Below are 20,441 nucleotides of genomic sequence, written 5' to 3' on the forward strand. Positions count from 1 at the left end.
CTGATCCGGCCAGGCTCCCACGACTCCAATCGCGACGGGCGCCGGCACGGACATCCATTCAACGCAGTACCAGGTGAAGGAGCTCGATCATGGTGTATCGCAGGCGCGATTTCGATGGCAATGGCAGGGCGGACATACCGGTCAGCAGCCCGTGGGGGCTGGGGTTGCTGACCTTCGACGGCAGCACGATCACATCCCCCGTAATGGCGGCGAACGGCACCCGCTTCGGCGGCTGGCTGCTCAACAGCGCCGACAACCGCTTCGACCTGATCGGCGATTTCGACGGCGACGGCCGCGCCGAAATGCTCGTCACGAGCCCGTGGGGCATTGCGCTGCTGCGCAAGGAAGGCGGCAGCTTCACGCCGGTGGTGATGGCGGCGAACGGCACGCGCTTCGGCGGCTGGCTGCTGAACACGGCCGACAACCGCTTCGGCCCGATCGGCGACTTCGACGGCGATGGCCACGACGAGATCCTCGTCACGAGCCCGTGGGGCATCGGCATCTTCAAGCTCTCCGGCAGCACGTTCACGGTGCCGATGATGGCGGCGAACGGCACCCGCTTCGCCAACTGGCCCATCAACACGGCGGAAGACCGCTACAGCGCGGTGGGCGACCTGGATGGCGACGGCCGCGAGGAACTGGTCGTCACCAGCAGCTGGGGCCTGGGCGTCTTCAGGCTGTCCAATGGCGCATTCCAGGTGCCGGTGATGTCGCCGAACGGCACGCGCTTCGGCGGCTGGCTGCTGAACACGGGCGACAACCACATCGTCACCGTCACCGACTTCGACGGCGGCGGGCGCTCGGAAATCGTGATCACGAGCCCGTGGGGCCTGGGCGTGCTGGAAATGTCCGGCGCGACCCTGAACGCGAAGATGATGGCGCCGAACGGCACGCGCTTCGGCGACTGGCTGCTCAATACGCTGGACAACCGCATCATCGCCGCGGCCGACATGGATGGCGACGGCCGCAACGAGCTGTTCGTCGCCAGCCCATGGGGCATCGGCGTGCTGAAGTACACCGGTACGAGCTTCACCTCGACGATGCTGGCGCCGAACGGTACCCGCTTCGGCGGCTGGTTGCTGAACACGGCGGACAACCGCTTCGACGCGGTGGCCGACTTCACCGGCGACGGCCGGGCGGACGTGCTGGTGACGAGCCCGTGGGGCCTGGGCATCCTGCGTCTCGCGGGGCCGACGATGGAAGCGGCGACGATGGCGCCGAACGGCACCCGCTTCGGCGGCTGGCTGCTGAACACGGCGGACAACCGCTTCGAGATCGGCGAGCAGACGGTGCGGCTGCACCTGAAGATCCTCACCGATCCCACCGTCGGCGTCGCCACGATGGTGCGCTCGATGCAGCGCGTGTACGAGGCGGTGGGCTTGCGCGTCCACCACGTCAGCACCGAGCGCCTGGACCTGCCGGCGCTGAACGACGTCGACGTCGGCGGGTGCACGCTCGGCAGCACCACCGGCGAGCAGAACGACCTGTTCGCGCACCGCAACAACGCATGGGGCACGGACGTCGTCGTGTACCTCGTGCGCAGCACGGTCCCCGTGTACAACGGCTGTGCGTCGCATCCGGCCGGGCAGCCCGGCGCCGTCGTCGCATCGATCGCCACCGAGTGGACGTTGGGCCACGAAGTCGGGCACGTGCTGGGCCTGCGGCACGTGGACGACAACAACCGGCTGATGACGGGGAACGGCACGTCGAACATCACCAACCCGCCGCCGGACCTGATCTCGACGGAAGTGAACACGATGCGTGCCAGCACGCTCAGTTTCGCCACCTGACAAGGAGAACACGCGATGACCATCACCATCAAGGAAGTACGCGCCTGGCTCGACGCGGAGGAACCCGATTACGCCGCCGCTGCGAACGCGCTGGGCGACGCCGCGCAGCCCGTGCTGCTGCAACTGATCCAGGGCGGCGACCCGGCGCTGGCCAGCAAGGCCACGTATCTCGCCAGCCTGCTGCCCGGCCAGGCCGGCGCGCTGCAGGCGCTGAAGGCGGCCCATGCGACGGGGGCGCCGCTGTTGAAAGTGGCGGCGGCATCGGCGCTGCGCAACCTGCAGGCCGATGCGGCGGGCGAGATGTTCGACGTGCTGCACGCGGACGCCGATGCGGGCGTGCGCAAGGTGGCGCTGCGCTCGGCCGTGGGCTTGTCCGCGCCGCGCGTGCAGCAGCGCCTGCGCCAGCTGGCACAGGACGATCCGGCGCCGTTCGTGCGCGCGCTGGCCGCGCAGGTCGCCGACAAGCAGTAGACCAGCACACAACGGGCAGGGGGCGGCGCCGCCCGCAAAGTAGAGCGGGCGACGCCGTTTTATGGTCAAATGCGGCTGTTTGCCGACCATTCTTTCCTGACCTTCCACCGTTGCCCGTGAACCGCGTCGTTACCGCCACCTGCCTCATTGCCATCCTCCACTTCGGCCGCGGCGTGCTGCAGCCCATCGTCCTCGCGCTGGTGCTGAGCCTTGCGCTGGCCCCGCTGATCCGCGCGATCGGCACGCTGGGCCTGGCGCGCGTGCATGCGATCTTCGCCGCGCTGGCGCTCGTGTTCGCGGCGGTGGCCGCGGCGGGCACCGTGCTGGGCGCGCAGATGCTGGCATTGACGGCCGAGCTGCCGCAATACCGCGCCGAGATCCGCGCCAAGCTGGAAGAAGTGCGCGTGCTGACCGAACAGCCGCTGGCGCGCCTGCCGGCGGACCTGCTGGGCGACGAACCTTTGGCCGGCGGTCACGATGGCGCCGCCACGCTGCCGGCAGGCGCCGTGCAACCCGTGCCCGTCGAGATCCGCACCCGCGCGACAACCCAGGACACCTTGGCGAAAGCCGTCGCCGTCGTCTCGGGCCCGCTGGGCGCCGCGGGCCTCGTGCTCGTGCTGCTGATCTTCATCCTGCTCGACCATGAAAACCTGCGCGACCGCATCATCCGCCTGACGGGCCAGCGCGAAGTGAGCCGCACGATCCGCGGGCTGGAAGACGCGGCGCACGGCGTGTCGCGCTTCTTCTTTTCGCAGTTCGTCGTGAACCTCGTGTTCGGCGCCGTGAGCGGCATCGCGCTGTGGCTGCTCGGCTTGCCGCATGCGGCGCTGTGGGGCGCGCTGTGCGCCGTGCTGCGCTTCGTGCCGTACATCGGCGCGCTGATCGCCGCCGCCGGCATCGGGCTGTTCGCCGCGGCCGTCGATCCCGGCTGGGCGCTGGCCGTCTATGCCATGGTGCTGTTCGGCGTGCTGGAAGTGCTGGTCGCGAACGTCGTCGAACCGCGCGTGTACGGCCACAGCTCCGGCATGTCGCCGCTGGCCGTGATCGTGTCGGCGCTGTTCTGGAGCGCTCTGTGGGGGCCGGTGGGCCTGCTGCTGTCGACACCGCTCACGCTGTGTCTCGTCGTCGCCGGGCGCTACATCAAGGAACTGGAACCGGTCAGCATCCTGCTGGCCGAATCGCCGAACGCCAGCGACGCGCAGCGCTTCTACCACCGGGTGCTGTCCGGCGACGCGGCCGCGATCATCCGCGATGCCCGCGCCTTCCTGCGCAAGTACACGCTGGCGCGCTACTGCGACCAGGTGCTGTTGCCTGGGCTGGCGCTGGCCAGCGCCGACCTGCGCGGCAGCCAGGCCAGCCAGGACGTCGGCGCGCAGCAGCAGCGCCTGCGCGCGACGATCGCGATGGTGGCCGACACGCTCGATGCCGGCGCAGGTACTGCGGCGCGGCGCACAGGCCGGCGCAGCGTGTCGCTGCTCAACGAAACGATCGGCGCGCACTTGCGCCATGCGCGCGAGGAGCGCCTCGGCCGCTGGCAAGGTTCGCTCGACGTGCCGGAGCGCTCGATCGTGCTGTGCGCCAGCCTGGAAGGGGTGCGCGAGGAATTCCTCAGCGAGCTGCTGGTGCTGGCATTGCGCGAGGCGGAAATCGACGCGCGTAGCGTGGTGCTGGGCAAGCCGGACGACGACGATCCGCCGGATGCCGAGCGTCTCGTCTCCAGCGTGATCGTCGCGTGGCCGATGGATACGGCGCCCGACGTGTGGTACGAAGCGGTTGCGCAGCTGCGCGACGTGCTGCCGGACGTCCCGCTGGTCACGATCCAGCCGCGTGGCATGGCTGAGATGGCCGAGAAGGCCGACCCCGGCGCGCTGGCGCAGCGGGTCGACCTGGTGCTGCAATCGTTCGAGGAAGCGCTGGCGTTCGTCGCTCCCGTGAAGTCGGCCAGCCAGCGCTGACAGGACTGGCGGTCAGCGCGCCGCCAGCACCGTGCCCGCCGCCTCGCCAAAACCGATGCGCGGCAACCCCGCCCGCACGGCGCGGGCACGCAGCACCACCGTGTCGCCGTCTTCTAGGAACGTGCGCTGTTCGCCGTTCGGCAGCGCGATCGACTGCTTGCCGCCCCCCGTCAGTTCCAGCAGCGAGCCGGCGGCTTCCGGTTCCGGGCCGGACTGCGTGCCCGAGCCGAGCAGGTCGCCCGGGCGCAGGCCGCAGCCGTTGACGGTGTGGTGCGCCACCATCTGCGCGACGCTCCAGTACGAGTCGCGGAAGTTCGAACGCGAGATCGTCGCCGGGGCCTGGCCGGCCGCGCGCATCGCCGCGGTCTGCAGCAGCACTTCCAGTTCGATGTCGAACGCGCCCGTTTCGCGCAGCGCCGGGTAGTCGAGGTAGGACAGCGGTTGCGGATCGGCCGCGTCGCGGCGCCACGCGGCGCGGTACGGCGCCAGCGCTTCGGTCGTGACGATCCACGGCGAGATCGTCGATGCGAAGTTCTTCGCAAGGAAAGGCCCCAGCGGCTGGTATTCCCACGCCTGCAGGTCGCGCGCGGACCAGTCGTTCAGCAGGCACAGGCCGAACACGTGCTCGTCGGCCTCCGCCACGGGAATCGGCTCGCCGTCCGCATTGCCGGTGCCGATGAAGATGCCCACTTCGAGCTCGTAGTCGAGCCGCTTGCTGGGGCCGAAGTGGGGTACCGTGCCGCCCGTGGCGGGTCGCGTCTGGCCTTGCGGCCGCCGGAATGCCTGGCCCGAGACGCCGATCGACGACGCCCGGCCGTGGTAGCCGATCGGCACCCATTTGTAGTTCGGCAGCAGCGGCTCGTCGGGGCGGAACAGGCGGCCGACGGCGGTGGCGTGGTGGATCGACGTATAGAAATCCGTGTAGTCGCCGATGCGCGCCGGCAGCGCATACTCGGCCTGCGTCTGCGGCACCAGCAGCTCCGGATGGGCCGGCGCATCGGCGCGCACGAAGCGCGACAGCGCCAGGCGCAGCGCCGACCAGGCCGCCGGCCCGGCGGCCATGAAGTCGTTCAGCGTGTCGCGCGCGGCCAATGCCAATGCGGCGCGTGCGGTGTCGTCGAACTGCGCGTCAAGCGCGCTGCCGTGCAGCGCGGCCAGGTCCAGCACCTGGTCGCCGATCGCGACACCGCCGCGCAGCGGCTCATCGCTGCCGGCACGGCGGAACACGCCGAACGGCAGGTTCTGGATCGGGAAGTCGCTGGCGGTATCGTTCGCCGAGCTTACCCAGCTGGCCAGCGCCGGATCGTGGGTTTCGTTCAGTGCGATCGTCATGCCTGGGGTTCCTTGAAGTGCTTGCGGATGCCGGACCAGCATTCGTGGTAGTTCTTCTGCAGCAGCGGCGTGGCTAGCGCATGCGCGGTCGGGCGGATGATGTCGCGAGTCTCGAACATGAAGGCCATCGTCGCATCGACCTTGTGCGGCTGGCTTGTATCGGCCGCGCTGGCCTTGTCGAACGTGGCCGCATCGGGGCCGTGGCCGCTCATGCAGTTGTGCAGGCTCGCGCCGCCGGGCCGGAAGCCTTCCGCCTTCGCGTCGTACTGGCCCGCGATCAGGCCCATGAATTCGCTGGCGACGTTGCGGTGGAACCAGGGCGGGCGGAACGTGTCCTCGCCCACCAGCCAGCGGGGCGGGAAGATCACGAAGTCCAGCGTGTCGACGCCGGGCGTGTCGCTGGGGCTTTGCAGCACGAGGAAGATCGACGGGTCCGGGTGGTCGTAGCTGATCGAGCCGATCGTGTTGAAGTGGCGCAGGTCGTACTTGTACGGCGCGTAGTTGCCGTGCCATGCGACGACGTCCAGCGGCGAATGCCCGATCGGTGCGCGCCACAGGTTCCCGGCGAATTTGGTCACCAGTTCGAAGTCGCCCTCGCGGTCTTCGAAGGCCGCCTGCGGCGTCAGGAAGTCGCGCGGGTTGGCCAGGCCGTTCGAACCGATCGGACCCAGGTCCGGCAGCTGCAGCAGCGCGCCGAAGTTCTCGCAGATGTAGCCGCGCGCCGCGCCGTCCGGCAGCGTGACCTGGAAGCGCACGCCGCGGGGGATCACGGCGATCTGCTGCGGTTCGATGTCCAGCACGCCCAGCTCCGTCGCAATCGACAGGCGCCCCTGTTCCGGCACGATCAGCAGCTCGCCGTCCGCATCGTAGAAATAGCGTCCGTCCATCGACCGGTTGGCCGCGTACAGGTGGATCGCGCAGCCGGCGTTGCCCGCCATCGTGACCCAGCCGTCGATGAAGTCGGTGGGGGCATCGGGCAGCGGCAGCGGGTCCCAGCGCAGCTGGTTCGGCGGCGCCGGCACGTCGTCGAAGCGGCTGACGATGCGGCCGTTGTCGATGCGTTCGAACGGCTGGTGCACGGCGGCGGGGCGGATGCGGTACAGCCAGCTGCGCCGGTTGTGCGCGCGCGGCGCCGTGAAGGCGGTGCCGGACAGCTGTTCGGCATACAGCCCGTGCGGCGCGCGCTGCGGCGAATTGCGGTGGGCGGGCAGGGCGCCCGGCACGGCTTCGGTGGCGAATTCGTTGCCGAAGCCGGACAGGTAGCCCGGATGCAGGTCAGGCGTATTCATCGTGTCTCCTCGCTGGGATGATTTGCCGCACTGTAGTCGATTTCCGCCGTAAATGAGAAAATAGCCAGTATTTACAATGTAAATGGAGGCCGCATGGAGTTGCGCGAACTGGACCTCAACCTGCTGCTGGTATTCCAGGAAGTGTTCCGCGAACGCCGCATCTCGGCAGCGGCGCGCCGCCTGCGCGTGACGCAATCGGCCGTCAGCAATGCGCTGGCGCGGCTGCGGCGGGCCGTCGGCGACGAGCTGTTCGTGCGGACGGCCACGGGCATGCAGCCGACGCCATATGCGGAAGGGATGGCCGAACCGGTGGCGGCCGCGCTGGCGCACCTGGAGCAGGCGCTGGCGCCGCGCCAGGCGTTCGACCCGCAGGTAACGCGGCGCCGCTTCACGATCGCGATGACGGACGTCGGCGAGGTGTACTTCATGCCGCGGCTGGTCGAGCTGTGCGGTGCCGCCGCGCCCGGCGTCGAGATCGCATCGGTGCGCGCCGGCGGGGCCGGGCTGCGCGCCGAGATGGAAGCGGGGCGCATCGATCTCGCCATCGGCGCGTTCGACGATGCGCCCGGCGCGCTGTACCAGCGGCGCCTGTTCCGCCAGGAGTACGTGACGTTGCTGCGCGCCGGCCATCCGCTGGCCGACGGTGCGCTGACGATGAAGCGCTTCGCGCAGGCGCGCCACCTCGTCGTGGCCGCGCTGGAAAGCCCGTACGACCGCATCAACACGGCGTTGCATAAGGCCGGCATCCTGGCATCGAGCAGTTTTTCGGTGCCGCATTTCGCCGCGGCGCCGTACATCGTCGCCACCACCGATCTCGTCGTCACCGTGCCGCGCAAGCTGGCCGAGCGGGCGGCTGCGCCGTTCGGCCTCGTCTACGTGAAGTCGCCGCTGCGCCTGCCCGGCTTGCAGACCAATATGTTCTGGCACCGCCGTTACAACCAGAACGACGGCAACCGCTGGCTGCGCACGCTGGTGGCCGAAGCGTTCGGCGAACAGGCGTGACCGTGTGCGCCCTAGTCGTTGATCTCCGCCTCGACCAGTTGCGCCAGCAGCGTCAGCGACTCCTGCCAGCCGAGGCAGCACGCTTCGGCGGGAATCGCCGCCGGGATGCCTTCCTGCCGGATGCGCACCTCGACACCGCAAAACACTTCGCGCAGCGTGACGGTCGTCTGCATCCGGCCCGGCAGGTTCGGATCTTCGAACTCGGCCGAGTAACGCAGGCGCTCGCCCGGCCGCAGTTCCAGGTACTCGCCGCCGAACGAATGGCTGTGCCCCGTCGTGAAGTTCGTGAACGACATCCGGTAGCGGCCCCCTTCGCGTGCGTCGAGTTCATGCACGGTGCCGACGAAGCCGTGCGGCGGCAGCCATTTCGCAAACGCGGCCGGCGTGACGAAGGCGCGGTAGACGCGGTCGGGCGTTGCTTTCAGGACGCGGTGGAATTCAACGGTATTGGTGGACATGATGGTTTCCTTGGGTAGGCAGAGGACGACCCTCTGCCGCTACGACGTGGCAGGCCCGCGGAAATCGACACATCGCTGAAAAAAAGGTTCGTCGCGGACAGGAGCGACGAGCGCTTCGGATCGGCAGGTTGGCCGGGAGTATCGGCATGCTGTTCGCTGCCCGGCATCTCCTGGCGAAGAGATGAACACCGCGCTGATCTCTTCCTACACTTCGGCGAAGCGCACGCCCAGCCCGCGCTCACGCACCTCGTCCACAACGTAGTCGACAAAGGCGCGCACGGTGGCCGGCATCAGCCGCCGGCTCGCATAGTAGATCGACAGCGGCCCCGTTTCCGCATACCAGCCGGGCAGCACGCGCACCAGCTGGCCGCTGTCGAGCAGCGGCAGCGCGTGCGGCAGCGGAAGCATCGCGATGCCGAGACCGCAGGCCGCCGCGGAGGCCATCGCCTCCGGGTCGTCCAGCACGGCCACCGGCCGCACGCTGGCCACCACTTCGCAGCCGTCGCCATCCCTCAGCACCCACGGCACCAGCCGGCCGGACCCGATCGAGCGCCGCAGCACCCCGTGGTGGCGGGCCAGGTCGTCCGGCGTTGCCGGCGCCGGATGGCGCGCCAGGTAATCGGGGGAGGCCGCCAGTACCACGCGTACCCGCGCCAGTTCGCGCGCGACGAGGCCCTCCGTCAGCGCGATGCCGCCGCCGATCGCCACGTCGTAGCCTTCGCCGACCAGATCCACCTGACGGTTCTCGAAGCGCAGGTCCGGCACGATGTCCGGGTAGCGCTGCGTGAAGCCGTGCAGCAGCGGCACGAAGTAGTGGCGGCCCACGGCGGGTGCCAGCGATACCTTCAGCGTGCCGGCCGGCCTGCCGGCCCCCTGGCGCACCTCCGTCAATGCGTCGCCGATCTCGCCCCACGCGGTGCGCACCTGCCGGTACAGGCGCTCGCCTTCGCCGGTCAGGCTCAGGCTGCGCGTGTTGCGCTGGAACAAACGCACGCCGAGCCCCGCTTCCAGGCGCGCGACGCTCTTGCTGACGGCGGCCGGCGTCAGGCCCAGGCGGCGCGCCGCGGCTGAAAAGCTGTTGCCGTCGGCCGCCGCGACGAAAGCGTCCAGATAGGGGGCAAGCTCGGATTGCATGACGACTCCCGGTGTTTTTGTACCGTCATCTTATACCGTTGGTTGAAGCTGATGCTGCCGATTGACGACTAGTGCGATCCAATCCGGCCCTCCATACTGGGTCCATCAACCAACCCAAGGAGAACATCATGAGCACGAATCTGAATGGCAAGATCGCTTTCATCAACGGCGGCTCGCGCGGCATCGGCGCCGCGATCGCCCGGCGCCTGGCCAGGGACGGCGCCACCGTCGCCATCACGTACCACGCTTCGGCGATCGCCGCCGAAGCCCTCGTCGCCGAGATCGAAGCGGGCGGCGGCAAGGCGCTGGCCGTGCAGGCCGATGCCGCGGACGCCGTCACGCTGACGCGGGCGATCGACAGCGTCGCCGATCGTTTTGGCCGCCTGGACATCCTCGTCAACAACGCCGGCATCCTGCGGCTCGGCCCCGTCGAGGAGTTCGCGCTGGAGGACTTCGACCGCACCGTGGCCGTCAACGTGCGCTCCGTGTTCGTCGCCGCGCAGGCGGCGGCACGGCACATGGGCGACGGCGGCCGCATCATCAACATCAGCAGCACCAACGCGCTGCGCATGCCGTTTGCCGGCGGCGCCGTCTACGCGATGAGCAAATCGGCGCTGACGGGGCTGGCGAAAGGCCTGGCGCGCGACCTGGGCCCGCGCGGCATCACCGTCAACAATGTGCAGCCGGGGCCGATCGACACCGACATGAACCCGGCCGATGGCGCGATGGCGCCGTCGATGCACGGCTTCATGGCGCTGCCCCGCCACGGCCGTGCCGATGAAGTGGCGGCGATGGTGGCTTATCTGGCGGGCGCGGAAGCGGCGTTCGTGACGGGCGCGGACTTGCTGATCGACGGCGGATTTGCCGCCTGAGGCTCGCACAGCCCGCGCAGCGCGGCGTGCAGGCGCAGCGGCGACACGGGCTTGTACAGCAGCGGCAGGCCGCCGCGCTGGGCTTCGCGCAGGCGCTCGGGCCCCGTGTCGCCGGTGATCAGCAACGCCCGTACCGGGCGGCCCAGCGCGGTGCCCAGCGCGGCGATGACTTCCGTGCCCGTATGGTTCTCGCGCAGGCGGAAGTCGCTGATCACCACGTCCGGCAAGCGCGCCCGCGCCGCGGCCAGCGCCTGCTCCGGCGCCTCCACCACGTCGCACGTGCAGCCCCAGCCTTGCAACAGCATCGCCATGCCCGTGCGCACCGCCGCGTCGTCGTCGATCACCAGCACGTGGGCGTGGAGCTGCGGCTGCGCCGGCGCCGGCGCCGGTGCCGCGTGCTCGCCCGCGTGCGGCGTGCGCGCGGCGCGCGGCAGCACCAGCCGGAACACGCTGCCGCGGCCCGGCCTCGATGCCAGTTCGAGCCGGTGGCCCAGCTTCCGCGCCAGGCCGTCGGCGATCGCCAGCCCCAGGCCCAGCCCTTTCGAGCGGTCCCGTTCCGGGTTGTTCAGCTGGTGGAATTCGCGGAAGATGTCGTGGAATTTCGATGGATCGATGCCGATGCCGGTATCCCACACCTCCAGGTGCATGCGGTCGCCCCGCGCGCGCGCGCCGACGAGCACGCCGCCGCGCTCCGTGTAGCGGATCGCATTCGTGACGAAGTTGCGCAGGATGAGTTCCACGAGCGCCGGGTCGGATTCGCACAGCGCGTCCGTATCGCGGGTGCGGTAGACGAGGCCTTTCGCATCCCCCTGCGGCGCCAGTTCGCGCTCGATCCGGTTCAGTATCTCCTGCAGCGCGAACGGGCGCGTGGAAGCTTCGATGACGCCCGCGTCGATGCGCGACATGTCGAGCAGCGTATTAAGCATGTCGGCGGACGCCTGCGATGCCGAACGGGCATTCTCCAGCACGCGCCGCTGCGCCGCGCTCAACTCGCCGCGCGCCAGGGTTTCCAGGAACATGCCCAGCGCATGGGCGGGCTGGCGCAGGTCGTGGCTGGCGGCCACCATGAAGCGCGACTTGGCCAGGTTGGCTTCGACGGCCTGGTGATGCGCGGCCGTCGCCTTCACGCTTTCGGCGCGCAGGCGCGTCAGCAGTTCGGCATTCTCGAAGCGCAGCATGATGGCGCTGTTGATCGTCTTCGCGCAGTTCCGGCCCTGCATCAGCAGCGCGAGGAAATACACCATCAGCGCCACCAGCAACGCGTGGTAGGCGGGATCGTCGATCTGGACGAATTTCCCCGCGGCCGTGGCGAATTCGGCGAGGACGAAGGCCGCGAAGACCGGCATCGTCGACGCCAGCACGGACATCGCGCTGGCCGCCACACCCGCTATGACGGAATTGACGAGGATCGTTTCGCTGTTGCTCGCCGTATCCAGCGTGACCCACACGAGCGATCCCCAGGCAACGCCGTACAACACGTTCAGCGCGAGCAGCGCGTGCTGGATCCGTGCCGCGTCGTGTGCGCCGATATCGCGGCGCAGTACCGCACTGGAGTACCAGCCGATCGACCCCTGGCAGGCGATCAGCGCGGCGCACCACGCCAACAGCGCCAGCCCGATCGCATCGTCGAACAGCGCCCACGTCATCGCCAGCGCCACGCAGATGGGCGGCCATACGGAGCTGCGCACGTTGTGCAGGGACAGCCGCAGATTCTCGATCCGCGCGCGTCCGGCGTCGGCGGGTCCGTGCATCTAGTCGACGAGGCCGCGGCGGCGGGCCTCGAACGCCGCCTTCGTCCGGCTTGGTGCGCCGAGAAACGCCAGCACGGCCTGCACGTGCCCGCGCACCGTGTTCTCCGACAGGTCCAGGCGCCGGCCGATCGTCTTGTTCGGCAGGCCCTGGCACAACAGGTCGAGCACCTGCTGCTGGCGCGGCGTCAGGCCGGGAGCATGCGCCGCCGCGTCCACCGGCTGGCGGGCGAACTCGCCGTGCAGCAGCTGGCGCACCGTGTCGATGATGTCGGCTGCCGTATCCGATTTCGGCACGAAGGCAACCGCGCCGCGGGCGAGGGCCGCGCGCGCTGTCGCTTCGGTGGCGTCCGCCGACAGCACGACGATGGCGGCCGCCGGCCAGCGGCCCAGCAGCGCCGCCACGCATTCGAGACCGTTCAGGCCCCGCAGGTGCACGTCCAGCAGGATGACGGCTGGTTCCGCGATGGCCGGCGCCAGCGCCTCGTGCAGCGCGCCCACTTCCTGCACCGCGATCCCTTCCAGCGCCGTCCGCAGAATCAGGCCGAGGCCGGTCCTGAACATCGGGTGGTCGTCAATGATCAACACATTCCTGGCATTCATCCGCGTATCTCTCGACATGGCCCGCGGGGCCGTCAGTCCATTTGGACTATAGGCGGGGAAAGCGCGGGCACATAGCATTGTCGTCTGGTTATGTATGGATGTGCAACAGCAGCTTGCGACAAGGTACGGCGGCCTTTTGCCGACAGTGCCGTTGCCCACCATCGGATAGCACGATACAAGCGACAGTGGACGAGTGGACAAGCGGCGCTGCCGGGGCGTGGCACGACACGAGCGGGCGCACCGATCGCCCACGGGGTGCGGGCGACGTGGCGGGCGCCGCGCCGGCACGGGCCCACGGTCATCAAGGAACGACAATGCGACCTTTGCTGCTCCCGCCGTTGCTGCTCCTGCTGCTGCCCGTGCTGGTGCACGCGGCGGCGCCGGCGATCCTGACGTTGGCGGATCGGCCCGTGCGCCTGATCCGCGGCACGGTGCTGTACAAGGCCGTCAACGGCACCGCGCTGCAGCGCGACGACATCGTCGAGACCGAGGATGTCGGCGCCCGGTTCGATACCGGCACGGCCATCGTCGCACTGGGCCCGCGCACGCGCGTGCGGCTGGCGATGCTGCCGGGAGACGGCAAGCCGGTTACCGAGATCGCGCTGTTGCAAGGCTGGGTCAAGCTGGCGGCGCACGGGCGCGCACGGGTGGTCGCGCCGCTGCTGCAGGTGTGCGTGCCGGACGGTGTCACGGTGGTGCACAGCGACGGCGGCAAGGCGGCCGTGCTTGCCGAGGCGGGGGAGCAGCAGGTGGTGCACCAGATTGGCGCCGGCCGGCTGCGCAGGACGTTGCGGCCGTTGGGAGAACAGTACGCGGCATTCGAGGCGGGCGAGCTGAAGGCGGTCGGCCGGGCACCCCGCGACTTCGTTGCAGCGCTGCCGCCCGCGCTCCGCGCGACGTTGCAGGCGGTACCGGCGCTGCCCTACGCCGGCCAGGTGCCGCCGGTCAAGGAGCGCGACGTGTCCCATGCGGACCTGGTCCACTGGCAGGCCGCGCCGCCGCCGCTGCGCCGGGGGCTCGGGGCGCGATTGCGGCCGCGCCTTGCCGACCCGTCGTTCCGCAGCGAGTTCGAAACGCCGCCCGGCGAGCGCGCCGGTTGGCGAACGGTGCTGCATCCGGTCGGCGCCTGCCGCGGCGGATGCTGCACGTGACCGGTTGCGGCGGCTTACTCCTGGTGGAACTCGTCCGCCTCGGCAAACAGATCCCACGCCGCGATGAACAGCGCCGCGATCACGGGCCCGATGACGAAGCCGTTCAACCCGAACAGCGCCATGCCGCCGATGGTGGACAGCAGCACGATGTAGTCGGGCAGCTTGGTGTCCTTGCCGACGAGGACGGGGCGCAGCAGGTTGTCGACGAGGCCGATCACGAGCACGCCGAACAGCAGCAGCACGACGCCTTGCCAGATCGATCCCGTCAGCAGGAAGTACAGCGCCACCGGGCCCCAGATGATCGCGGCGCCGACGGCCGGCAGCAGCGACAGGAACGCCATCACGACGCCCCACAGCAGCGGGCCCGGCACGCCGAGCAGCCAGAAGATCATGCCGCCCAGCGCGCCCTGCGCCATCGCGACGAGCACATTGCCCTTCACGGTGGCGCGAATGACAGTGGTGAACTTGTCGAACAGCGGCTGCTTGTAGGTCTCGGAAAGCGGCACGGCGCGGCGGATGCGCGAGGCCACCGTGCGGCCGTCGCGGAACAGGAAGAACAGCAGGTACAGCATCACGGTGATGCTGACGAGGAAGTCGAGCGCGTTGCGGCCCGCGTTGAGCGCGTAGCGCGCCGTGGCCTGGCTGATCTGGGCGGCGGCCGCCGTCACGCGCTCCTGCAACGTGGCGAGATTGGTCAGGTCCAGGCGGTCCAGCACCGTCAGTGCCCAGGCCGGCAGGCCGTTGATCACGCGCTGGAAGATGCGCGAAAAGTCGATCTGGCCGGATTCGATCATCGCGTACACGGCCGCGGCCTGCTGCACCAGCGAGGCGGCGATCATCGTCAGCGGCAGGATCACCATCAGGACGATCAGCAGCAGCGCGGCAAAGGCGGCCAGGTTCGGCCGGTTGCCGCACGCGTTCTGCAGCCGGTAGTACAGCGGCGCGAACACGATCGCCAGCACCACACCCCAGAACACGGCGCCGGCGAACGGCACCAGGATCCACAGGAAGGCGAGGGTGACGAGGCCCAGCAACAGCAGGAACGAGGTTTGAGTCAGCGTGAAGCGCTTCATGGTGTCGGGTGAACGGGTGGGCGGTTGCGCGCAGGGTGCGCCGAGTGCCCGGCCATTCTAACGGAAGGAGGACGGCGCGCCCTGTCCAGCATGGCACCGCTGGCGAGCGGGCATAAAAATTGCCAACTTGACATCCGTGTGGGAGCCCTGTAAAAGCTGGGCGCTTCGCAATCTTTGTTTGGGGGGACAAGGGATGATTCGCTTCAATGGCTTGAATAACGGCTCCAAGAACGACTCCAGGCAGGACCAGTCCGGCAAGCTGCTGCTTGCCGGCGATATCGTCACGATGAATGCCGAACGCACCGTGCGCCGGCGCGGCCGCGTCTGCATCGACGGCGCGACAATTGCCGCCGTGCTGGGGCCGGAAGATCCGCTGCCCGCCGCGTTCGCCCAGGTGGAACAGATCGACACGGGCGGCACGATCTTCCCCGGCCTGATCGACTTGCACAACCACCTCACCTACAACATGCTGCCGCTGTGGAACGTGCCGCGCAAGTTCACCAACCGGAACCAGTGGCGCACCGAGGAACCCAGCTACCAGACGGACGTGGCGCTGCCGGCCAGCATCCTGGCACGCCACCCGGACCCGGACTACACGCGCGCCATCATCCGCTTCGCCGAATGCCGCAGCCTGTTCGGCGGCGTGACGACGGGGCAGGGCATGTCGATGTCGTCCAGCGGCGGCGCGCGCAAGCTGTTCCAGGGCCTCGTGCGCAACGTCGAGCAGCCGATCGAGGAAGGCTGGGCGGCGGCCGGCGGGCAGACCCTGGACTACCATCCGGACGAGATCGAGAGCAAGCTGGTGCCCGCGCTGGCGCAGCGCGTGCCGTTCTTCTACCACCTGTCCGAAGGCACCGACCGCGAGGCGCGCCAGCGCTTTCGCGACCTGCGCCGGCCGGACCGCAGCTGGGCGCTGGGCAAGGGCCTGATCTGCGTGCATTGCGTGGGGCTGTGGAAGAACGATTTCGACGTGCTGGAGCAGGCCGCCGGCATGGTGTGGTCGCCGACCAGCAACCTGCTGTTGTACGGGAAGACGGCCAATGTGGCGGCGGCCAAGGCGAATGGCATTCCGATCGCGCTGGGCGTCGACTGGAGCCCCAGCGGCTGCAAGAACCTGCTGGGCGAACTGAAGATGGCGCATGCCGTCAGCGAAAAGCAGGGTGGCGTGTTTTCGCCGGAGGAGCTGGTGGCGATGGCGACCGCCGTGCCGGCCGCGATGCTGGGCTGGCAGCGCCACGTGGGCACGATCGCGCGCGGCCGCCGCGCCGACCTGCTGGTCCTGCAGGGCCAGCATGCCGACCCGTACATGGCGCTGATCGATGCGCGCGAGACGTCGATCCGGGCGATCCTGATCGACGGCCGCGTGCGATTGGGCGAGGCCGCCACGCTGTGCAGCGCGGACGAGGACTCGGCCGAAACGTTCGCCATCGGCGGCAAGGACTACTACATCGACCTCCTGGAAGGCAGCGACGATCCGATGGCCGGCATGACGCTCACCGCTGCCGTGGAGAAGCTGGCCGATGGCCTGCACCGCCTGCCGGCGCTGCGCGACGCGAAGCCGGACGGCGCGCAGCGCAAGCGCATGCCGGCACCGGAATGGCGGCTGGACCTCGACATGGAAATGGAAGAGCCGGCGCCGCGGAACCGCACGATGATGGCGGCCGGGCTGCGGGCCGCGGCCGCCCCGGCGCCGCTGCGCAGCATGAAGCTGGAACCGCTGACGGCCGTCGACGATCCGCAGTTCCCCGAGCGGCTGCTGGCCAACCCGAACCTGCCGGGCTACATCCGGAAGCGCCTGCGGCAGTAAGGCCGCGGGTCAGGTGCCGGTGCGCACGTCCTGCGCCTGCTGTGCGCGGGCGGGCGGCGGGGCGTAGCGGTTGCGGATCTTCGCCTGCAGCGGCGTGACGAAGCGTTCCTGCACGAGCACGCAAACGACGACCAGCGTGACCAGGTACAGCGGATAGAACGCCATCGCCGGTTCCAGGCCCTTGCCGGCGGCGACGATCGACGACAGGCGCCAGTCCGGGCTCGCCAGCGCGCCGCGGATGAATTTCTCGGCCTTCGCGTACGGCGCGTACAGCGGCGCGTGCAGGAAGAAGATCGGCAGCGAGGCGGCACCGAGGCGTTCGCCCCATGCCTTCACGCGTTCGTTCAACGTGGGGCCCACGTGCACGCACAGCCAGATGATCGCCAGGCTGGCCGGGAAGTACAGGCCGTTGCGTTCGATGTGCAGGGTGCTGTCCTGGTACTGCAGGTTGACGCCGACCAGCGTCGTCGCCGCGATCACGGCGGCCAGCAGCGGCGTGCGCCAGCGCGAGCCGGACGGCTGGCTGTGGGCGAACAGCGCGCACAGCACCATGCCGGCGATGAACAGCGGCAGGCGGATCAGCGGGTTCCGGTGCAGCAGGCCGTCCGTGACGAGATCGGTGCGCTGCAGGATGTCGGCGATCGCGCCGGGTGCCAGGAACAGCACGCCCAGCAGCACCAGCGCGCTGCCGTGCGACTTCATCCGGTAGATCCTGACGGCGATGAACGGGAACACGAGGTAGAAGCAGGCCAGCGCCGAGAGCGACCACGACGGCGTATTGAACGGCAGGTAGTACGGGTTCCATGCGCTCAGCAGCGCGAGGTTCGTGCCCAGCGCGAAGAACACTTCGATGTCCTTCAGCACCCGCACGGCCAGGCCATGGGTATCGGCCGGCACCGTCACGCCGTGGTTGCCGACGATGGCGGCCGCGAACGGCGCCAAGGCGAGCGCCAGCCCGGCGATGTGCAGCGGGTACAGCGTGGAAAAGCGGGCGATGAAGAAGCTGCGCTTGTTGATCTCGCGGCCGTTCTTCTTGACGACGTAGGCATGCGTGAGCAGGAAGCCGGACAGCACGAAGAACACGCTGGTCGCGAAATTGCCCATGCCGAGGAAGGCTTCGAACCAGGTGTCCTCGATGACGTCGTAGCGGCCCTGGAACGTGTGGAACAGGACGAGGTAGATGGCGAGGATGAAGCGCAGCCAGTTCAGGGCCCAGAACGCCTTCTCGTTCGGGCGCATGGCGCTCTGGCCGGGGCCGGTCGTTTTCTCTTCGGGCTGTGCGATTTCCATGAGGTGTGCCGAGTGTGGATCAGTGGGGACGTTGCAATTCGCCGCGCCCGCGGGCCTAACGACCGGCCGCCCGTGGCCGCCGCATGGAGGCGAATTTTGCCGCCGGGGAATTGCTATTGTTAGGTGGTACGAACAAGACGTGGCTTCGATGACGCCAGTCACGCACAAGCTCGCTTCAACACGGGGAAGATATCATCAAGCTGCATTGTTGACAATATTCGGCGTACTGTACGCAACAGCGTGGAGCGCCCGCCGCGGGCGTGCTGCGGGCGTCACTGACGGTGGGTCGACAGCGCGTCGGGATGCTCAGTGGGATGTGCAGCTGCATGCGCGCCGGCCTCGTCCGGGTCCGCCGTGCCGCCGTCGCGGGCGGCGGCGAAGGCGATGCTGACGACGCAGCCCTGGCCGTCGGGCTTGGCGCCGAGGTGGATGGCGGCGCCATGCTGTTTCGCGATCTCGTGCACGATCGACAGGCCGAGGCCCGCGCCGAAGTCGGCCTTGCCGTCGCGGCGGTAGTAGGGCGTGAACACCTGGGCGGCCTCCGCTTCCGGCACCGGCGCCCCATCGTTGGCGACGCGCAGCACAACGGTGCCGTCGTGCCGTGCCACGTCGATGTCGATGACGCCCAGCGCGGCGCCGTGCAGCGACGCGTTGTCGACCAGGTTGCGCACCAGCTGCTGCAGCCGGTAGGGATCGCCGTCGATCACGGCATCGTCCGGGGCGGCGAGCCGCGCCGACTGGCCCTTGCGCTCGAGCAGCGGCCGCTGCATCTGCATCACGCCACGGCACACGTCGGCGAGGACAACGGGTTCGTGCCGCAGCAGGTCGGTGCCGGACGCCAGCCGGCTGAACGTCAGCAACTGTTCGGCGAGGTGGATCGTGCGGCGCAGCGCGCACAGCGCCTCGTCCAGCGAACGGGCGCGCTCGCCGTCGTCGTCGCCTGCCTGCAGCGCGTTCTGCACGTGCAGCTGCACGGCCGTCAGCGGCGTGCGCAGCTCGTGGGCGGCCGCGTCGATGAAGCGCTGCTCGCGCTGGAACGCCTCGCGCATGCGCCGCAGCAGGCTGTTGAGCTCATCGACGACGAGCGCCAGCTCGCCCGGCACTTCCGGCAGGTCGACGGGCGACAGCGAATCGGGCGCGCGGCGGGCGATGTTGTCGGCCAGCGTACGCAGCGGCGCCAGGGTCGACGCCAGCACCAGGTTCACCGTCAGCAGCAGGGCGATGCCGCCGACGATCACGGGAATCAGCACCGACGTGCCCAGTTCCTCGACCATCTCCTCGCGTACCTCGTCCTTCTCGGCCACGAAGATCCACACCTGGCCCGAGCGCAGCGCGAAGACCTGCCACACGTCGTCGTCGATCGTCCTGCTGCTGTAGCCGGCGGTGAAGGCGCCCAGCGGCTGCCCCGGCGCCGTGGCGGAGCGCGCCAGCAGCTTGCCGTCCGCGCGCCACACCTGGAATGCGATCTTGTGTTCGTAGGGATGACCGAAGCGCGTCGGCCCGCCCGATTCCGGCACGCCGCGGGGAATCTCGATGTCGATCGGCTGCTCGACGGTGGCCGTTTCCAGCTGGTTCGCCAGCAGCGCCTGCAGGATGCGCGCCGAGCTGGCGAGGCGGGCACTGAAGAATTCCTCCGATTCGTGGCGCGCCGTCAGGTGGGCCGCCAGGCTGATCACGCCGAAGATGGCCAGCACGCACACGATCAGGCGCACCAGCAGGCGGCGCCGGATCGTCGGCACGCGGCGCGTCATGGCGCGGTATCGGCCGGGGCGGCCGGTTCGGCGGTTTCGGCGTCGGCAACGTCGGCCTGGCCGATGCGATAGCCCATGCCGCGCACGGTTTCAACGATGCGCGGCGAGATCTTCTTGCGCAGGTGGTGCACGTAGACGTCGATGGCGTTGCTGGCGACGCCGTCGCCCCAGCCATAGATCGATTCCTCCAGCTCGTTGCGGTGGAAGACCTTGTGCGGGTGTTCGGCCAGCCGCTTCAGCAGCATGAATTCGCGCAGCTGCAGTTCGACGGGCTTGCCTTGCCAGCGCACCGACAGCGCGGCCAGGTCCAGTTCCAGCTCGCCGAGGCGCAGCCGGTTGACGGGCAGGCCGACGCGGCGCCGCTCCAGCACGCGCAGGCGGGCCAGCAGCTCGTCCAGGTCGAACGGCTTGACGAGGTAGTCGTCGGCGCCCAGGTCGAGCGCGCCAATGCGGTCGCGCACGGCGTCGCGGGCCGACAGCACCAGTACCGGGATCGCGCTGCCGCCGCGCCGCAGCGCCGCCAGCACCTCGGTGCCGTCCAGGCGGGGCAGGCCGAGATCGAGGATCACGAGGTCGAAGTGGTTGTCCGTCAGCGCGCGCACCGCCGCCGCGCCGTCCTGGACGTGTTCCACCGTGTAGCCGGCGCGGCGCAATGCCAGCAGCAAGCCCGAGGCGAGCGATTCGTCGTCTTCGACCAGCAGGATGCGCATCGGCC

General features: G+C 69.3%; 17 protein-coding genes. 7 read left to right on the plus strand and 10 right to left on the minus strand.

What is annotated here, in order from left to right; all coding sequences use genetic code 11:
• Positions 1 to 89 precede the first annotated feature (89 nt).
• From IP92_RS07670 to IP92_RS07675, 3 genes are all read left to right on the plus strand, one after another.
• Positions 90 to 1,790: an FG-GAP repeat domain-containing protein gene (locus IP92_RS07670; protein WP_145873923.1), complete on the plus strand. Its 1,701-nt coding sequence runs from the start codon at positions 90 to 92 to the stop codon at positions 1,788 to 1,790.
• A gap of 15 nt (positions 1,791 to 1,805) precedes the next feature.
• Entirely contained in the window at positions 1,806 to 2,261 is a 456-nt protein-coding gene (locus IP92_RS30135; RefSeq protein WP_199272034.1) for a hypothetical protein, read from the plus strand.
• A 116-nt stretch (positions 2,262 to 2,377) separates the two neighbouring features.
• Positions 2,378 to 4,216: an AI-2E family transporter gene (locus tag IP92_RS07675; RefSeq protein WP_199272033.1), complete on the plus strand. Its 1,839-nt coding sequence runs from the start codon at positions 2,378 to 2,380 to the stop codon at positions 4,214 to 4,216.
• A gap of 12 nt (positions 4,217 to 4,228) precedes the next feature.
• On the opposite strand, the gene fahA is transcribed toward IP92_RS07675, so the two are convergent.
• Together fahA and hmgA are read right to left on the minus strand one after the other, a co-directional pair.
• Positions 4,229 to 5,548, minus strand: coding sequence for a fumarylacetoacetase (fahA, locus tag IP92_RS07680; RefSeq protein ID WP_145873925.1), 1,320 nt, complete (start codon positions 5,546 to 5,548; stop codon positions 4,229 to 4,231).
• Positions 5,545 to 6,837, minus strand: a complete 1,293-nt coding sequence (gene hmgA, locus IP92_RS07685; protein ID WP_145873926.1) for a homogentisate 1,2-dioxygenase — start codon at positions 6,835 to 6,837, stop codon at positions 5,545 to 5,547. The genes fahA and hmgA overlap by 4 nt, the downstream gene beginning before the upstream one ends.
• 93 nt (positions 6,838 to 6,930) lie before the next feature.
• Between hmgA and IP92_RS07690 the strand changes: the two genes are divergently transcribed.
• Positions 6,931 to 7,839: a LysR family transcriptional regulator gene (locus IP92_RS07690; protein WP_145873927.1), complete on the plus strand. Its 909-nt coding sequence runs from the start codon at positions 6,931 to 6,933 to the stop codon at positions 7,837 to 7,839.
• A gap of 11 nt (positions 7,840 to 7,850) precedes the next feature.
• Here IP92_RS07690 and IP92_RS07695 read toward each other — a convergent pair whose 3' ends face one another.
• Entirely contained in the window at positions 7,851 to 8,297 is a 447-nt protein-coding gene (locus tag IP92_RS07695; RefSeq protein WP_145873928.1) for an SRPBCC family protein, read from the minus strand.
• A gap of 204 nt (positions 8,298 to 8,501) precedes the next feature.
• Positions 8,502 to 9,431: a LysR family transcriptional regulator gene (locus tag IP92_RS07700; protein ID WP_145873929.1), complete on the minus strand. Its 930-nt coding sequence runs from the start codon at positions 9,429 to 9,431 to the stop codon at positions 8,502 to 8,504.
• Positions 9,432 to 9,559: 128 nt separating this feature from the next.
• Here IP92_RS07700 and IP92_RS07705 point away from each other — a divergent pair, with 128 nt between their 5' ends.
• Positions 9,560 to 10,303 (plus strand): SDR family oxidoreductase, encoded by a 744-nt coding sequence (locus IP92_RS07705; RefSeq protein ID WP_145873930.1) that lies wholly within the window; start codon positions 9,560 to 9,562, stop codon positions 10,301 to 10,303.
• Here IP92_RS07705 and IP92_RS07710 read toward each other — a convergent pair.
• On the minus strand, positions 10,231 to 12,054 hold the full coding sequence (locus tag IP92_RS07710; protein WP_145873931.1) for an ATP-binding response regulator: 1,824 nt from the start codon (positions 12,052 to 12,054) through the stop codon (positions 10,231 to 10,233). The two genes, IP92_RS07705 and IP92_RS07710, sit on opposite strands and share 73 nt — an antisense overlap.
• A complete protein-coding gene (locus IP92_RS07715; RefSeq protein ID WP_229418687.1) occupies positions 12,055 to 12,639 on the minus strand; it encodes a response regulator in 585 nt (194 codons plus the stop codon).
• A 329-nt stretch (positions 12,640 to 12,968) separates the two neighbouring features.
• Between IP92_RS07715 and IP92_RS07720 the strand changes: the two genes are divergently transcribed.
• Positions 12,969 to 13,805, plus strand: a complete 837-nt coding sequence (locus IP92_RS07720) for a hypothetical protein (RefSeq protein ID WP_145873933.1) — start codon at positions 12,969 to 12,971, stop codon at positions 13,803 to 13,805.
• A gap of 14 nt (positions 13,806 to 13,819) precedes the next feature.
• Here the strand turns inward: IP92_RS07720 and IP92_RS07725 are convergent, their stop codons facing one another.
• The gene (locus IP92_RS07725) at positions 13,820 to 14,878 is read right to left on the minus strand and encodes an AI-2E family transporter (protein WP_145873934.1); all 1,059 of its coding nucleotides are present in this window, start codon (positions 14,876 to 14,878) and stop codon (positions 13,820 to 13,822) included.
• A gap of 193 nt (positions 14,879 to 15,071) precedes the next feature.
• On the opposite strand from IP92_RS07725, the gene IP92_RS07730 reads away from it, so the two are divergent.
• Positions 15,072 to 16,685 carry an amidohydrolase family protein gene (locus IP92_RS07730; RefSeq protein WP_145873935.1) on the plus strand — a complete coding sequence of 538 codons (1,614 nt, stop codon included), beginning with the start codon at positions 15,072 to 15,074 and terminating at the stop codon, positions 16,683 to 16,685.
• A 9-nt stretch (positions 16,686 to 16,694) separates the two neighbouring features.
• Here the strand turns inward: IP92_RS07730 and IP92_RS07735 are convergent, their stop codons facing one another.
• The 3 genes from IP92_RS07735 to IP92_RS07745 all read right to left on the minus strand — a co-directional run bounded on the left by IP92_RS07735 (position 16,695) and on the right by IP92_RS07745 (position 20,436).
• A complete protein-coding gene (locus IP92_RS07735) occupies positions 16,695 to 17,975 on the minus strand; it encodes an acyltransferase family protein (RefSeq protein WP_145873936.1) in 1,281 nt (426 codons plus the stop codon).
• Positions 17,976 to 18,247: 272 nt separating this feature from the next.
• Positions 18,248 to 19,726, minus strand: coding sequence for an ATP-binding protein (locus IP92_RS07740; protein ID WP_229418673.1), 1,479 nt, complete (start codon positions 19,724 to 19,726; stop codon positions 18,248 to 18,250).
• On the minus strand, positions 19,723 to 20,436 hold the full coding sequence (locus IP92_RS07745) for a response regulator transcription factor (RefSeq protein WP_145873937.1): 714 nt from the start codon (positions 20,434 to 20,436) through the stop codon (positions 19,723 to 19,725). The genes IP92_RS07740 and IP92_RS07745 overlap by 4 nt, the downstream gene beginning before the upstream one ends.
• Positions 20,437 to 20,441 lie beyond the last annotated feature (5 nt).

This window comes from Pseudoduganella flava (assembly GCF_007830495.1).
Classification (GTDB): domain Bacteria; phylum Pseudomonadota; class Gammaproteobacteria; order Burkholderiales; family Burkholderiaceae_D; genus Rugamonas; species Rugamonas flava.

Bases quoted from the DNA above. Each gene is read 5' to 3' on its own strand.
- IP92_RS07690 (WP_145873927.1), top strand. From the start codon at position 6,931: ATGGAGTTGCGCGAACTGGACCTCAACCTGCTGCTGGTATTCCAGGAA.
- IP92_RS07710 (WP_145873931.1), bottom strand. From the start codon at position 12,054: ATGCACGGACCCGCCGACGCCGGACGCGCGCGGATCGAGAATCTGCGG.
- hmgA (WP_145873926.1), bottom strand. From the start codon at position 6,837: ATGAATACGCCTGACCTGCATCCGGGCTACCTGTCCGGCTTCGGCAAC.
- IP92_RS07725 (WP_145873934.1), bottom strand. From the start codon at position 14,878: ATGAAGCGCTTCACGCTGACTCAAACCTCGTTCCTGCTGTTGCTGGGC.
- IP92_RS07745 (WP_145873937.1), bottom strand. From the start codon at position 20,436: ATGCGCATCCTGCTGGTCGAAGACGACGAATCGCTCGCCTCGGGCTTG.
- IP92_RS07695 (WP_145873928.1), bottom strand. From the start codon at position 8,297: ATGTCCACCAATACCGTTGAATTCCACCGCGTCCTGAAAGCAACGCCC.
- IP92_RS30135 (WP_199272034.1), top strand. From the start codon at position 1,806: ATGACCATCACCATCAAGGAAGTACGCGCCTGGCTCGACGCGGAGGAA.
- fahA (WP_145873925.1), bottom strand. From the start codon at position 5,548: ATGACGATCGCACTGAACGAAACCCACGATCCGGCGCTGGCCAGCTGG.
- IP92_RS07740 (WP_229418673.1), bottom strand. From the start codon at position 19,726: ATGACGCGCCGCGTGCCGACGATCCGGCGCCGCCTGCTGGTGCGCCTG.
- IP92_RS07735 (WP_145873936.1), bottom strand. From the start codon at position 17,975: ATGGAAATCGCACAGCCCGAAGAGAAAACGACCGGCCCCGGCCAGAGC.
- IP92_RS07700 (WP_145873929.1), bottom strand. From the start codon at position 9,431: ATGCAATCCGAGCTTGCCCCCTATCTGGACGCTTTCGTCGCGGCGGCC.
- IP92_RS07705 (WP_145873930.1), top strand. From the start codon at position 9,560: ATGAGCACGAATCTGAATGGCAAGATCGCTTTCATCAACGGCGGCTCG.
- IP92_RS07670 (WP_145873923.1), top strand. From the start codon at position 90: ATGGTGTATCGCAGGCGCGATTTCGATGGCAATGGCAGGGCGGACATA.
- IP92_RS07720 (WP_145873933.1), top strand. From the start codon at position 12,969: ATGCGACCTTTGCTGCTCCCGCCGTTGCTGCTCCTGCTGCTGCCCGTG.
- IP92_RS07730 (WP_145873935.1), top strand. From the start codon at position 15,072: ATGATTCGCTTCAATGGCTTGAATAACGGCTCCAAGAACGACTCCAGG.